Genomic DNA, 12,694 nt, shown 5'->3' on the forward strand with positions numbered 1-12,694 from the left:
ACGAATAGCCGCGCACGGCCCCCGCTGTCCTACGCTCGGAGCCGTGTCGAATCCGCCGTTGATTGCGCCGTCCATCCTTTCCGCCGACTTCGCCCGGCTCGCCGACGAAGTGGCCGCCGTGCGCGGGACGCCGGGCCGTGGCGCGGACTGGCTGCACGTGGACGTGATGGACGCGCACTTCGTGCCGAACCTGACCCTCGGCCTGCCGGTCGTGACGTCGCTGCTGGCCGCGACGGACCTGCCGGTGGACTGCCACCTCATGATCGAGAAGCCGGACCGGTGGGCGATCGGCTACGCGGAAGCGGGCTCCCACAACGTCACGGTGCACGTCGAGGCCGCCGACGATCCGGTCATGCTCGCGAAGAACCTGCGCGCCGCCGGCGCTCGAGCCGGGCTGGCGATCAAGCCGAACACACCGCTGGAGCCCTACCTCGACGTGCTCACGCACTACGACACCCTCCTCGTGATGTCCGTGGAGCCCGGCTTCGGTGGCCAGGCGTTCATCGCCGACGTCCTCGGCAAGGTGCGCACGGCACGGACGCTCGTCGACACCGGTCACCTGAACCTGATGGTGGAGATCGACGGTGGCATCAACTCCGACACGATCGAGCAGGCGGCCGAGGCCGGCGTCGACTGCTTCGTCGCCGGCTCGGCGGTCTACGCGGCCACGGACCCGGCACGGGCGGTGGAGGGACTGCGCAGCCAGGTGGAAGCGCTGTCCCGGCCACCGGCCCGATCAGACACCGAGCATGCGCCGCAGGTCCGGGGCGTGGCGGCGGGAGACGGGGACGAGCTCCTGTGACCCCCGGGAATCCATGATCAGGAACAGCTCCCCCTTGATCCCCCGCTCGATCTCCGCCACCCGGCGCAGGTTGACCAGGTATCGCCGGTGCACCCGGCGAATCCCGTAGGGCGCCAGCGACCGCTCGACGTTGTCCAGGCCGCGGGTCGCGGCCTGGATCCGGCCGCGCTCCGTGATCAGCCAGACGATGCTCCGGTCGGCCTCGGCATAGCGGATCTCCGACGGTGCCAGCAGAACCAGCCGGTCGTTGCGCATCCCGATGACGCACCGGGGTAGCGGGCCGACCGCCGTGTCGTCGCCCGGCTCGTAGGCCTCGCCCTCCTGTACCCCGAACGCACACAGCATGCCCACCACGTGGTTCGCGTCGACGACCGACCGCATCGTCAGCGGAACCGGCTCCTCGCCGGGACACACCGGCAGCCGCGCGTAGCCGCTCCATTCCGCGTTCCCCCGTGCCCGCTCCGCGGCCCAGCGCACCACGTCCGGCAGCCCGATGATGTCCGGGATCCAGCGGTCCGCCGGCTCGGTCGCCCCCGCCACGATGGGGGTTTCACCGGCCAGCCCGAGCAACGCGACCGCGGCGTCGTTCGCGGCGATCACGTTCCCGCCGCGGTCCATCGCCATGAACGCACCACGGGCCTGCGCGGACCGGTTGGTGAACTCGGTGATCACCTTGTCGGCTTCGTAGATGGCGCGCCGGTAGATCTCCTGCTCCACGCACGCGACCGCTTTCGTCAGCCACGGCGGCACGAGCTTGGGCAACGACGCGTTCCACCGCGAGATGTTGATCGACGCGACCGGCGCGCCGGTCACCACGTCACGGACGGAGATGCCCGCGCACGCCCACTGGTGGAACGCCTGGCACCAGTGTTCCGGCCCCGTCACGGTCACCGGGCCGGACACCTCGAGCGACGTGCCCATCCCGTTCGTGCCGGTGCACTCCTCCGACCACGACGACCACGGCGCGAGATTGTGCAGCTCGGCGCGCCGCTGCGCGGAGGGGTCACCCCAGGCGCCGAGGACGCGCCCGACCCCGTCCGTCACGGTGACGACGGCGCCGTCGCGTTCGACCTCCTTGCCGGCCAGCGCGCCCACCCCACCGAGCGCGGTGAAGATCACGCCGTTGTCGACCCCCTGTGCCTCGTCGCCCCGGGCGCCCGGTGCAGCGTCCAGCGTGCGGTCGACGTCGTACCGGTCGCGGCACCGGTACCACGAAGCCAGGATCTCGGGCCGCACGCCCGTCTCGATGTCCTCGCCCGCGGCGAAGTCCTCCCATGCGCGGGCCACCTCCTTGGCGGACGAGGTGGCCACGAGGGAGCCGTCGGGTCCTCGATCACGTCCGCTCGGCCGGCTCGGTGTGAGCACCAGCGGCGGCACTCTCCCGGTCATCGCGACCTCCTTGTCGCCCGGTGCACCGGAAGTCCCGAGGACCTCCGGGCACTGACGGAATTGGCAAACTATCTGGACGCGGCAAAACAGTTCAAGGCATGCTCTCGGCGCTCGGCCGCGTCGTTTGTAGAACTCACCAATCGGGTAGGGCTGCGAACCTGGCCGAAAGGAGAGGTGGCCCGAGAACCGCGCAGATCAGGTGAACGGCGAACCTACACGTCCGGAGCTTCCCGGGGCAGTCCCGACCGCTGGTGGGCAGATCGCTGCCGCTGATCCGCGATTCACCACCATTCGTCAATGGTCGACACCGTGCTGCTTGCCCTCGATTCGAGGCACCTCTAGCGTGCGAGGAAGACCACATCGCCGTGCTCCGGCCCGACGGACCAAAGGCGGTCTTCCAATGGCACAGGTACAACGGCTCGACCCGAGCTCTCGCAGCCGCGCCGACGCGGCAATGCGCCAGGCGTGGGAGCGGTTCGCGGGGGGCGATGACGAACTCAGCGGCGTGCGGCCGGAGATAGCGATCTCGTGGCACCGGTGCCGGGATCAGTACCGCGTCGATCCCCGCCTCACCAAGGCACCGGCGGCGGTCGCCGAGGTCGACCACGCGCTGGAGCACGACGTCGTGATCGCCGAACTCGGCTTCCGCGCGGCTGCGATGGCGCACGAGGTCAGCACCGTCGGCGGCATCGTGACCATCACCGACGCCTCCGGCCGGGTGCTGGCCCACTGGGGAGACCACGGCACGCGCGCCGTCGCCGCCGAGGCGAACCTGACGCGGTGGTTCTGCTGGTCCGAGGGTGCCACCGGGACGAACGGCATGGGTACCGCGTTGATGTCCTACACCCCCGTGCTGATCCGCGGCGCCGAGCACTGGTGTCAGGCCTTCCACGACTGGACGTGCGCCGGTGTGGCGGTCCGGGACGTGGTGACGAAGAAACCGGTCGCGGTGCTCAACATCTCCTGCTGGCGCAGCGAGCTTCCCGGAGTCGTCGGCACCTGGCTCGGCAACGCCGCCACGATGACCCAGCGCATCCTGCGCCGGCGGGCCAAGGACGACGGCGTCGAGCTGATGGCCGCCCTCAACCACATGAGATCGGGATCGAACACACCGCTCGCGGCCGTGGATCCCGCGGGACGGGTCGTCCTCGCCGACGACACCGCGGGTGTGCTCCTCGGCATCCCGGGCTCCACACCCGCACCGGATCCCGCGGTGCGCTGGAAACCGGAACTGCCCGAGTTCATCCGGGCCGCCAGGTACGCCGCCGAGCAGGCGGCGCGCAATCCCGACTGGGCGGGCTCGACGCAGATCTTCACCCGGCTCGCCAACGAACCGACGTCGATCAGCTTCCGGCCGGTGTTCCTGTCCGGGCACCTGGTCGGCAACGTCGTCGCGTTCGGTGTGTCGGAAGGGGACCCGCTACCCCGCGCGGGCGAGGACGGACCGTCCCGCGCGCAGCCGCGCCGGATCGTCGCGACGCGCGAGAACCGTATGGTCCTGCTCCAGCACCCCGAGGTCTCCTTCGCGCAGTCGGACGGCAACGACGTGTGGCTGTCCACCGACGAAGGGATGTTGCGGTCCGCCTCGCTCGGCCTCGACCGGCTCGAAGCCGAGCTCGACGGTTCCGGCTTCCTGCGGGTGCACCGCCAGTACATCGTGAACCTCGGCCGTGTCCGGGAGGTCGAGCGCCGGGACAAGGGCGAGCTGGTCCTGGTCATGGACGACCCGGCCGGGACGATGGTGCCGGTGTCCCGGCGGAACACACCGACGGTCCGCCGGGCGCTGGGGATCTGAGCCGGCGCGCCGGGAGCCTTCAGCCCCGGTACCGGTGCACCTCGCAGACGCAGTACATGAGACGGCAACTGAAGCACTCGGGCTTGTCGACGCACGTGATACAAGGCCCGCAGTGCACCGGCTCGGTGTGCCGCGCGAACTCGTCCGGCCCGTAGCGCTCCCCGCAGTACGAGCACGGCAGGACCTCGCCCTGCCCGGCCACTGAGGACTGGGTCATCACATCACCACCGTTTTCCGTACGCAGGCCGTGGACACACCGACCGGTGGCCGAGCCGTTCGCCGGAACGGCTCGACCACCGGTCGGTCCCTCCATCAGAGGGACGTGCCCGTCACAGGGAGAACACGATCAGCGCAGCACCGTGGCCCTGGCCGGACATGCCGGGGACAATGCCCTCCAGCCAGCCACCCCAGCCGACCGGTACCGCGATGTACTGCTTGCCGTCGACCATGTAGGTGCTCGGGCTGCTGTGGTGTCCGCTGCCGCACTGGAAGCTCCACAGCTTCTCGCCGGTCTCGGCGTGGAGCGCCAGGAACTCGCCCTCCGGGGTGCCGGCGAACACGACGTTGCCCGCGGTGCTGAGGGTCGACGCGGCCATCGGCATGTTGTTCATCCGGTAGCGCCACTTCTCCTCACCGTGGGAGTCGAAGGCGCTGACCGAGCCGGCCATGTTGTCGACGTCGACCTCGACGGCCGCACCCCAGTAGGGCATGCCCTCCTTGAACTCGCGACGCCGCCGGGTGGCCGTGGCGCCCACGTCGGCGACCGGGACGTAGAACAGGTCGTGGTCGGGGTTGTACGACGCGTGGGTCCACTCCTTCGCGCCGGCGGGGCCGGGGAAGAAGTGGCAGGGCTCGCCCTCCTTGTCCGGGTACTTCCGCGGCGTCACCTTGCCGTCGCGGGTGATGACGCCCCAGTCGATCCGGTCGACGAACGGCGTGACGTGCTGCAGCTCGCCGTTGGTGCGGTCGAGGACGAACATGTACCCGTTCTTGTCGAAGTGAGCGAGCAGCTTCTTGCCGTCCCGCTCGAACAGGGTCATCTCCATCGTGGAGTCGTAGTCCCACAGGTCGTGCGGGGTGAACTGGTAGTGCCACCGGATCTCGCCCGTGTCCACGTCCAGGGCGACCACGCTGTCGGTGTAGAGGTTGTCCCCCTCGCGGACCTCGCCGTCGAAGTCGGGAGCCGGGTTCCCGGTACCCGCGTAGTAGAGGTTCAGCTCCGGGTCGTAGGTGCCGGTGACCCAGTGGTTCGCACCGCCGCGCTGCCACGCCTCACCGTCGGCGGGCCAGGTCTCCGACCCGGGCTCGCCGGGCTTCGGCACGGTGTAGGTGCGCCAGCGCTGCTCGCCCGTCTCCAGGTCCCAGGCGTCGATGTGGCCGCGGACGCCGTACTCGCCACCGGCGGAACCGGTGATGAGGAAGTCCTTGACGACCAGCGGGGCGATCGATGCGCTCTCGCCCGCGCGCACGTCACCGATGGTCTTCTGCCAGATCTTCCGGCCGGTGGTGGCGTCGAGCGCGACCAGCTGCGCGTTCTGGGTCACCATGTAGACCTTGCCGTTGGCGACGGCACAGCCGCGGTTCACGTTGGCGCAGCACAGTGTCACGTCGATGGGGATCGCGTGCTTGTACCGCCACAGCTGCTCGCCGGTCTTCGCGTCGAGCGCCCAGAGCCAGCCGTCCCAACCGGTCACGAACATGACGCCGTCGACCACCAGCGGGCAGGCCTCGAACGCGTATGTCGAGGTCGAGGCGATCATTCCGGTCGCGCTCGCCTGGAAGATCCATGCGACCTTCAGGTCCTTGGCGTTCCCGGCGTTGACCTGGTCGAGCAGGCTGTGCCGCTTGCCGTCGTAGTCGCCGTAGTACGTGATCCAGTTGTGGGACTCACTGCGCGCCTGGAGGATCCGCTCGTAGTCGATCCCACGCGTCACGTCCGGCGCGCTGTGCGGCAGGTTGGAGAGATTGCCGTGGTTGAACGCCTTGCCGGCGTCGACGTATTCGATGGTCATTGCGGTTCCTGCCCTTCTACGGCCGCGGCTGGGCGGGTCGGTCGAGCTTGGCCTCCGGCGGCACCTCGCCGGTCACGACGATGGCAGCGGTCAGGCCCCGGCCCTCGTCGTTACCGGCCGGCGAGCCGTACCAGTAGCAGCCGGGACCGTCCAGCTCGAGCGTGGCGCTGCCCTTGGAGTGGTTCACCAGGCCGATGAACTGCTTGTCGCCGTTGCTGGGCAGCAGGCAGGCGTGGGTGTTCTTGTCGTCGTTGATGATCGTCAGCTCGATCGTGCCGGCATGCGGCATGATCAGGATCGCCGGCTCCCACACCATCCCGTCCTCCGGGATCCGGATGGTCGCCTCCATCGTCCCGTCGGCGCGCTCGGTCGCCTTGCCGATCGAGCCGGTCCCGAGCACGGCACCGATGGTCGCCTTGTTCTGTCCGCCGAGTTCGGCCAGAAGGTCTTCTCGTTCCTGGGCGATCGTCATCGGACTTCACCTCCTCGTCATCGAGAAATGAGCACATCTGCTGGTTCGGCGGAAATCGCCTGCGCGCGCAGGCGTCACGCTACGGACCAGCTGGATGCGGCACGTCGGTCACAGGTGCGGATTCCGTGTCGTCTGCGTTGCAGAGCCTGTGACCGAGGTCGCACGCTACCCGGGGGCAAGTCGTTCTGGAATCGTTTGCCGCTGACCGGTCGGGGTCCGCCGTTCGCCCGGAACGAGATACCGTTCGTACGCGCCGTGCCGGTGGCCGGAATCGCTCGGAACGACCAGATGCCGCACGGCGGGAATCGGACCCGGGACCGGTGGAGCACCGCCGGGCACGCATCGACGTCAGTCCAGATCGAACCGGTCGAGTTCCATGACCTTCACCCAGGCCGCGACGAAGTCCCGGACGAACTTGCCGCCCGCGTCGTCACTCGCGTAGACCTCCGAGAGCGCCCGTAGCTCGGAGCTCGAGCCGAAGATGAGGTCGACGCGGCTCGCGGTCCACCTCAGCTCACCGGTGCGCGCATCGCGGCCCTCGTAGATCGCCTCGGGGGAGTCCCCGTGCCGGCCCGGTTCCCACTGCGTTCCCGGGTCCAGGAGGTTGACGAAGAAGTCGTTCGTCAACGACCCGGGTGCCGAGGTCAGTACCCCCACCGGGGAACCTCGGTGGTTGGCTCCGAGCACCCGCAGCCCGCCGACCAGCACCGTCATCTCGGGTGGGGTCAGTGTCAGCAGGCTCGCCCGGTCCACGAGCAGATGTTCCGAGGGCACGGTGCAGCTCTCGCCCAGGTAGTTCCGGAAGCCGTCCGCCCGGGGGCGCAACGCCTCGAACGACTCGACGTCGGTCCACTCCTGGGACGCGTCGGTACGTCCCGCCCGGAACGGAACGTCGATCGCGTGGCCACCGGCCGCCGCGGCGCGCTCCACCGCGGCGCACCCGCCGAGCACGATCAGGTCGGCCATGGAGATCCGCGTGTCTCCCGTCCGGGAGGCGTTGAACCGCTCCCGGATCGCTTCCAGCGCGGGCAGGACGACGCCCAGCTGCTCGGGATCGTTGACCTCCCAACCGCGCTGCGGCTGGAGCCGGATCCGCGCCCCGTTCGCCCCGCCGCGCTTGTCGGTGTCGCGGTACGTCGAGGCAGACGCCCACGCCGTGGCGACCAGCTGGGCCACCGTCAGCCCGGATCCGAGGAGCTCGCGTTTGAGGGCGGCGACGTCGTCGGCGTCGACCAGGTCGTGGTCGACCTCCGGCACCGGGTCCTGCCAGATCAGCCGTTCGGCCGGGACGAGCGGACCCAGGTACCGCTCGATCGGACCCATGTCGATGTGCGTCAGCTTGAACCATGCCCGCGCGAACGCGTCCTCGAACTGGTCCGGATGCTCCAGGAAGCGCCGTGAGATCGCCTCGAAGGCCGGGTCCTCCCGCAGTGCGAGGTCCGTGGTGAGCATGACCGGGTGGTGTCTCGTGTCCGGGTCGAAGGGGTCCGGCACGGTGCCCTCACCGACGCCGTCGCTCGGGATCCACTGCCACAGGCCTGCCGGGCTGAGCTCGACGTCCCACCCGGACATGAAGAGCGTTTCGAAGAACGTGTGGTCCCACCGGACGGGCGTGCGTGTCCACATGCCTTCCAGCCCGCTGGTGACCGTGTCCGGCCCGATGCCGCTGCCGTGACCGCCGAGCCAGCCCAGGCCCTGCGCGGTGAGCGGCGCGGCCTCCGGCTCGGGCCCTCCGGTCACGTTCGGGTCCGCCGGCCCGTGTGTCTTGCCGAACGTGTGCCCGCCCGCGATGAGCGCCACCGTCTCCTCGTCGTCCAGCCCCATCCGTCGGAAGGTCTGGCGGATGTCACGGGCGGCGAGCACCGGGTCGGGATTGGTCGCCGGGCCCTGCGGATCGACGTAGACCAGCCCCATCGCGCTGGCCGCCAGCGGCTCGTCCAGCTCGTGCAGGCCGCGGTAGCGTTCCTCGGCCAACCACGTCCGTTCCGGCCCCCAGTACGTCTCGTCGGGCTCCCACACCTCCGGGCGGCCGCCGCCGAACCCGAAGGTCGTGAAGCCCATCGACTCCAGGGCCCGGTTGCCGGCGAACACCATCAGGTCCGCCCAGGAGATCCGGCTCCCGTACTTCTGTTTCACCGGCCACAGCAGCCGGCGTGCCTTGTCCAGGTTGCGGTTGTCCGGCCAGCTGTTCAGCGGGGCGAAGCGGAGCATGCCGGCACCGGCACCACCTCGGCCGTCACCGACGCGGTAGGTACCGGCGGAATGCCAGGCCATGCGCAGCACGAGCGGGCCGTAGTGCCCGAAATCGGCAGGCCACCACTCCTGCGACGTCGTGAGCACCTCGTCGACGTCCCGGGCCAGCTCGTCGAGATCCAGTGACCGGAACCGGTCGGCGTAGCCGGCATCCGCGGGGCGCCGCCTGCGCATCGGCGTCAGGTCGACCCGGTGCGGCCACCAATCGCCGGCACGGCCGCTGTCCGCCTGCTTCCGGCGGCTCCCCACGATCTGGTCGTAGGTACGGTAGACGTGCGTGTCGGGATGCTCGGGCACCGGTGTCCTCCCCTGACGCCCTCGGACCACGTCCGGATCGACGCAAGGCCGGCGCCTTGCGTCGATCCGGACGAGCAGAAGGAGCTGGAGCCGTGCCGTCAGCCCCGGTGGAAGTAACCGGTGGCCTCAGCGCACACCTCGACGACCGTGTACTTCGGAGTTTCCCACTTCATTTTCTTCCTCCTCACTGTCGTGATCCGCGCGAATCGAGGATTCCGCGGTCTCGACGAGCTTGCTCGGCCTCACGAAGCCGTCGCAACAGACCTCGAATCAGTGGTCCACAACCGGTGCCGAACGGTGGCCCGGGCCACACGAGTGGAGCGGGCACCCCGGCTCCGGCCGGCCGGCGGAAGGATCAGGTGGCACCTGCAGATGAGCCCGCCCGACGTCGCCGCCCAGCTGTGGCCCGGTGACAGGGTGGTCCGTGTGGAGCGGACGTCGCGCCACTCCCCGGCCCGCCCCCTCGCCGCTCTCCGGTCGCTCGGACGGCTCACCCCGCAGGGCGAGCGGACACCCCTGAACCGCTCCGGCCCGGTCGTCGCGGCCGGCGCGATGACGCGCGAGAGCGGCGACCCACCGGAGCACCTGCGACTGTTCGAGGCGCTGTTCGGCCGGGACGCGCTGACCTGCGCACGCATCCTCCATCCCTGGTATCCCGGCCTGACCCGGCGCACCGTGCTCGCGCTCGCCGCCCTGCAGGGCGTCCGCGACGACGTCGCGTCCGAGGAGGAGCCCGGCCGCATCCCGCACGAGGTCCGCGAGCCCGGCGACCCGGTCGCGGCCCGCATCACGGCCGGGAACGGGTGGGCGTGGCCGTACTACGGCTCGGTCGACGCCACCTGCTCGTGGATCGTGCTCGCCGCCACGCTCGCCCGGTCCGACGTCGCCCTCCCGGACGCGCCGGTGGTCCGCCGGGACGGCCGGACCGTCACCCTCCACCGGTGCGTCCGGGACGCGGTCGACTGGCTCCTGCACCGCATCCGGACGAGCCCGTCCGGGCTGGTGGAGAGCGTGCCCCGGTTCGCCGGGTCGATCGAGAACCAGGTCTGGAAGGACTCGCGGGACGCCTACGTCCACGCCGACGGCACCCTCGCCCGGGTCGGCACCGTCGCGAGCGTCGAGGTCCAGGCGCTCGCGCACGACGCGCTCGTCGCCGCGAGCGACCTCCTCGGGCCCGGCGCGCGCCTGCTCCGGACCGCGCGGACGCTGCGGGACCGGGTGCTCACCGACTTCTGGGTCGACGGCGGCGACTGCGGGTTCTTCGCGCTCGGCCTCGACCGGGACCCCTCCGGCCGGGAACGCCGGATCGCGGTCCGCTCCTCGAACATGGGGCACCTGCTCGACAGCGGGATCCTGGACGGGCCGGACGCCGCGGTCGCTCGCCGGCGCGATCTCCTCGTCGCCGAACTCGGGCGGCCCGACCTGCTCTGCGCGGCCGGTGTCCGCACGCTCGCGTCCAGCGCCCGGGGCTTCCGGCCGGACGGCTACCACACCGGCAGCAGCTGGCCGTGGGACACCTACGTCGTCGCCTCCGGGCTGCGGCGGCACGGCGCCCGGGCGATGGCCGACGACCTCTGCCGGCGGATCATGGCGGGCTACCGGGCGACCGGTCACTTCCCGGAGTTCTTCTCCGGGGACGACGAGCCGGTACCGCACGTCGGCGATCTCGTGGTCGACGTGACCGACGAGCAGGGCCACCCCCACCGGATCTGCCAGCCACCCCAGGAGGTCCAGGCCTGGACCGCCGCGACGGTCCTGGCCGTCAAGCGGTGGACCGCTCCGGCCACACCGGCAGCTACGACCCCGGGGCGACGTCGCGGACCGCGCTGAGCTCGTAGTGCAGCGTCTCGGTACGCAGGAGCCGGTGGATGAGGGGCACGACGACACCCTGCAGCACCGGATGCTTCCGGCCGATGAGCCGTGCGGCGTGCGCCGACTCCGCTCCGTCCAGGCGCCGGGTGACCGCCTGCACGGGTGGCCCGGTCGGCCGTCCGAACCAGGTGCACGGGGCGAACCGGACCTCCGGGAAGTTGCGGAGCCGCTTGACCTTCGACGCCATGCCGGGGGTCCGGAAGTAGGCTCGGTCCCCGCCGACGGCGATGTTCACCGGTGTGCCGACCCAGCTCCCGTCCCGCTTGCGCGTGTGCAGGAGCACGACCTTCTCCGTCACGAACCGCTGCAGCACCGGCGGCGTCGGCTCCGTCATGGCGCCTCCCCCACGGACACCCACGCAGGGTAACGGGAGCCGCGGGATCGGAGGTGAACCTGGCCGACGATCCGGAGCGATCCCGTAGCCGGGACCGGCGACGGTAGGCCGACGGAAGCCGCTACGGCGTCAGCCCTCGTTCAGCGGACGCCCTTGACCTTGAGGATGGCGAGGGCGCCGATGATGGTCGCCACGCCGGCGACGACGAACAGCATCGAGTAGTTTCCGCCGCCCAGGAAGAGGATGGTCGGCGCGATGGCCGGCGCGATGGACTGGGGCAGGGCGCTGGCGATGTTGAACACCCCGAGGTCCTTCGCCGCGTCGTTGGGGTTCGGCAGGACGTCGGCGACGAGGGCGAGGTCCACGGCGAAGTAGATGCCGATGCCGGCACCGGTGATCGCCATGGCGACCAGGAAGACCGTCATCTCCGACGAGAGCGCGACGACCAGCAGGCCGGCGCCGTACACCAGCGCCGAGCCGAGCACGAAGGCCTTCCTGCGGCCGGTTGCATCGGAGAGCTTCCCGCCGGCGAGGCTGAAGACGATCCAGAAGAACGACGAGACCACGGTGGCGATGAAGACGCTGTCCGGTAGCTGGGTTTCCGAGACGCCGATCTTGTTGAGCAGGTAGTACGCCTGGTAGGTGAGCAGGAACGCCTGCCCCAGCACGAAGAGGAAGCGGCTCACCCATGCCCAGGCGAAGTCAGGTGCCTTCCGGGGGTTGATGTAGAAGCTCGAGAGGAACTCGCGGAACGACCACGCGGGGCGGTCCTCGGGCGCGAGCCGGCGGTCCCGGAGGACGACCATGAAGGCGATCACCAGGACGGCTGTGATCAAGAGGGGGAACAGGAACATCGCGAGCTGGCCGAGCGGGGCCACGAGCTGCACGACGTAGGTGCCGATCACGAGCGCGATCGGCAGGCAGATGCCGAGGACACCGGAGACGGCGCCGCGCTGCTTCTCGGGAATCTGATCGGCGATGATCGCGACCACGGCGGCGAGCAGTGCGTTGAGGGAGAGCTGGGTGACCGCCCAGCCGATGGCCACCAGCCAGATGGCCGGTGCGATCGCAATGGTGACGAGGCCGACGGTGCCGCCGACCAGCCCCGCGACCATCCACGGCCGTCGCATGCCGAACCGTGACGTGGTGCGGTCACTGAGGCGCCCGAAGAAGGGATTTCCGAAAAGGGCGAGCAGCGCGCCGATGCCGGTGACCAGGCCGAGCGCCCCCGGTGCCTCGGCTGCTCCGACGAGCTCATTGATCTTCAGAGGCAAGGTCACCATCACCGGCGCCATGAGCGCGAGCCAGAGCCCCATGTACGCGAGCACGTACAGGGTGATGAAGCCCGCACCGACGCGCCGGACGACGGCAGAGGGTGAGGAAGGGGGCGCGTCGGACATGTGGGTCTTCCTTTCAGAGTTCGCTGGGGGCGGGGCGCTGCACGCCGGAGGTGGACCGGCCCTACCTC

The 12,694-nt window shown here is 70.3% G+C and carries 10 protein-coding genes; 3 read left to right on the forward strand and 7 right to left on the reverse strand.

What is annotated here, in order from left to right; all coding sequences use genetic code 11:
* The first annotated feature begins 43 nt into the window (after nt 1-43).
* Nucleotides 44-802 (forward strand): ribulose-phosphate 3-epimerase, encoded by a 759-nt coding sequence (gene rpe, locus H7X46_RS27815; RefSeq protein ID WP_370589016.1) that lies wholly within the window; start codon nt 44-46, stop codon nt 800-802.
* On the opposite strand, the gene H7X46_RS27820 is transcribed toward rpe, so the two are convergent.
* Nucleotides 737-2,113: a LytTR family transcriptional regulator DNA-binding domain-containing protein gene (locus H7X46_RS27820; RefSeq protein WP_370589017.1), complete on the reverse strand. Its 1,377-nt coding sequence runs from the start codon at nt 2,111-2,113 to the stop codon at nt 737-739. The genes rpe and H7X46_RS27820 overlap by 66 nt on opposite strands.
* Nucleotides 2,114-2,591: 478 nt before the next feature.
* Here H7X46_RS27820 and H7X46_RS27825 point away from each other — a divergent pair, with 478 nt between their 5' ends.
* Nucleotides 2,592-3,986 (forward strand): DNA-binding protein, encoded by a 1,395-nt coding sequence (locus H7X46_RS27825; protein ID WP_186362161.1) that lies wholly within the window; start codon nt 2,592-2,594, stop codon nt 3,984-3,986.
* A gap of 19 nt (nt 3,987-4,005) precedes the next feature.
* On the opposite strand, the gene H7X46_RS27830 is transcribed toward H7X46_RS27825, so the two are convergent.
* The 4 genes from H7X46_RS27830 to katG all read right to left on the reverse strand — a co-directional run bounded on the left by H7X46_RS27830 (nt 4,006) and on the right by katG (nt 9,020).
* Nucleotides 4,006-4,203, reverse strand: a complete 198-nt coding sequence (locus H7X46_RS27830) for a recombination activating protein 1 (protein WP_186362162.1) — start codon at nt 4,201-4,203, stop codon at nt 4,006-4,008.
* Between the two features lie 112 nt (nt 4,204-4,315).
* Complete coding sequence (locus tag H7X46_RS27835; protein ID WP_186362163.1) at nt 4,316-5,998, reverse strand: PQQ-dependent dehydrogenase, methanol/ethanol family; 1,683 nt, start codon at nt 5,996-5,998, stop codon at nt 4,316-4,318.
* Between the two features lie 16 nt (nt 5,999-6,014).
* Nucleotides 6,015-6,470, reverse strand: a complete 456-nt coding sequence (locus H7X46_RS27840) for an MSMEG_3727 family PQQ-associated protein (RefSeq protein ID WP_186362164.1) — start codon at nt 6,468-6,470, stop codon at nt 6,015-6,017.
* 348 nt (nt 6,471-6,818) lie between these two features.
* Nucleotides 6,819-9,020 (reverse strand): catalase/peroxidase HPI, encoded by a 2,202-nt coding sequence (katG, locus tag H7X46_RS27845; protein ID WP_186362165.1) that lies wholly within the window; start codon nt 9,018-9,020, stop codon nt 6,819-6,821.
* 372 nt (nt 9,021-9,392) lie between these two features.
* On the opposite strand from katG, the gene H7X46_RS27850 reads away from it, so the two are divergent.
* The gene (locus H7X46_RS27850) at nt 9,393-10,850 is read left to right on the forward strand and encodes an amylo-alpha-1,6-glucosidase (protein ID WP_186362166.1); all 1,458 of its coding nucleotides are present in this window, start codon (nt 9,393-9,395) and stop codon (nt 10,848-10,850) included.
* On the opposite strand, the gene H7X46_RS27855 is transcribed toward H7X46_RS27850, so the two are convergent.
* On the reverse strand, nt 10,816-11,226 hold the full coding sequence (locus tag H7X46_RS27855; RefSeq protein ID WP_186362167.1) for a PPOX class F420-dependent oxidoreductase: 411 nt from the start codon (nt 11,224-11,226) through the stop codon (nt 10,816-10,818). The two genes, H7X46_RS27850 and H7X46_RS27855, sit on opposite strands and share 35 nt — an antisense overlap.
* A gap of 140 nt (nt 11,227-11,366) precedes the next feature.
* Nucleotides 11,367-12,626, reverse strand: coding sequence for an MFS transporter (locus H7X46_RS27860; RefSeq protein WP_186362168.1), 1,260 nt, complete (start codon nt 12,624-12,626; stop codon nt 11,367-11,369).
* Nucleotides 12,627-12,694: the final 68 nt, after the last annotated feature.

The sequence above is a fragment of the Pseudonocardia sp. C8 genome (genome assembly GCF_014267175.1).
GTDB lineage: Bacteria > Actinomycetota > Actinomycetes > Mycobacteriales > Pseudonocardiaceae > Pseudonocardia.

Bases quoted from the DNA above. Each gene is read 5' to 3' on its own strand.
- H7X46_RS27860 (WP_186362168.1), bottom strand. From the start codon at position 12,626: ATGTCCGACGCGCCCCCTTCCTCACCCTCTGCCGTCGTCCGGCGCGTC.
- H7X46_RS27850 (WP_186362166.1), top strand. From the start codon at position 9,393: ATGAGCCCGCCCGACGTCGCCGCCCAGCTGTGGCCCGGTGACAGGGTG.
- H7X46_RS27830 (WP_186362162.1), bottom strand. From the start codon at position 4,203: ATGACCCAGTCCTCAGTGGCCGGGCAGGGCGAGGTCCTGCCGTGCTCG.
- H7X46_RS27855 (WP_186362167.1), bottom strand. From the start codon at position 11,226: ATGACGGAGCCGACGCCGCCGGTGCTGCAGCGGTTCGTGACGGAGAAG.
- H7X46_RS27825 (WP_186362161.1), top strand. From the start codon at position 2,592: ATGGCACAGGTACAACGGCTCGACCCGAGCTCTCGCAGCCGCGCCGAC.
- H7X46_RS27835 (WP_186362163.1), bottom strand. From the start codon at position 5,998: ATGACCATCGAATACGTCGACGCCGGCAAGGCGTTCAACCACGGCAAT.
- H7X46_RS27840 (WP_186362164.1), bottom strand. From the start codon at position 6,470: ATGACGATCGCCCAGGAACGAGAAGACCTTCTGGCCGAACTCGGCGGA.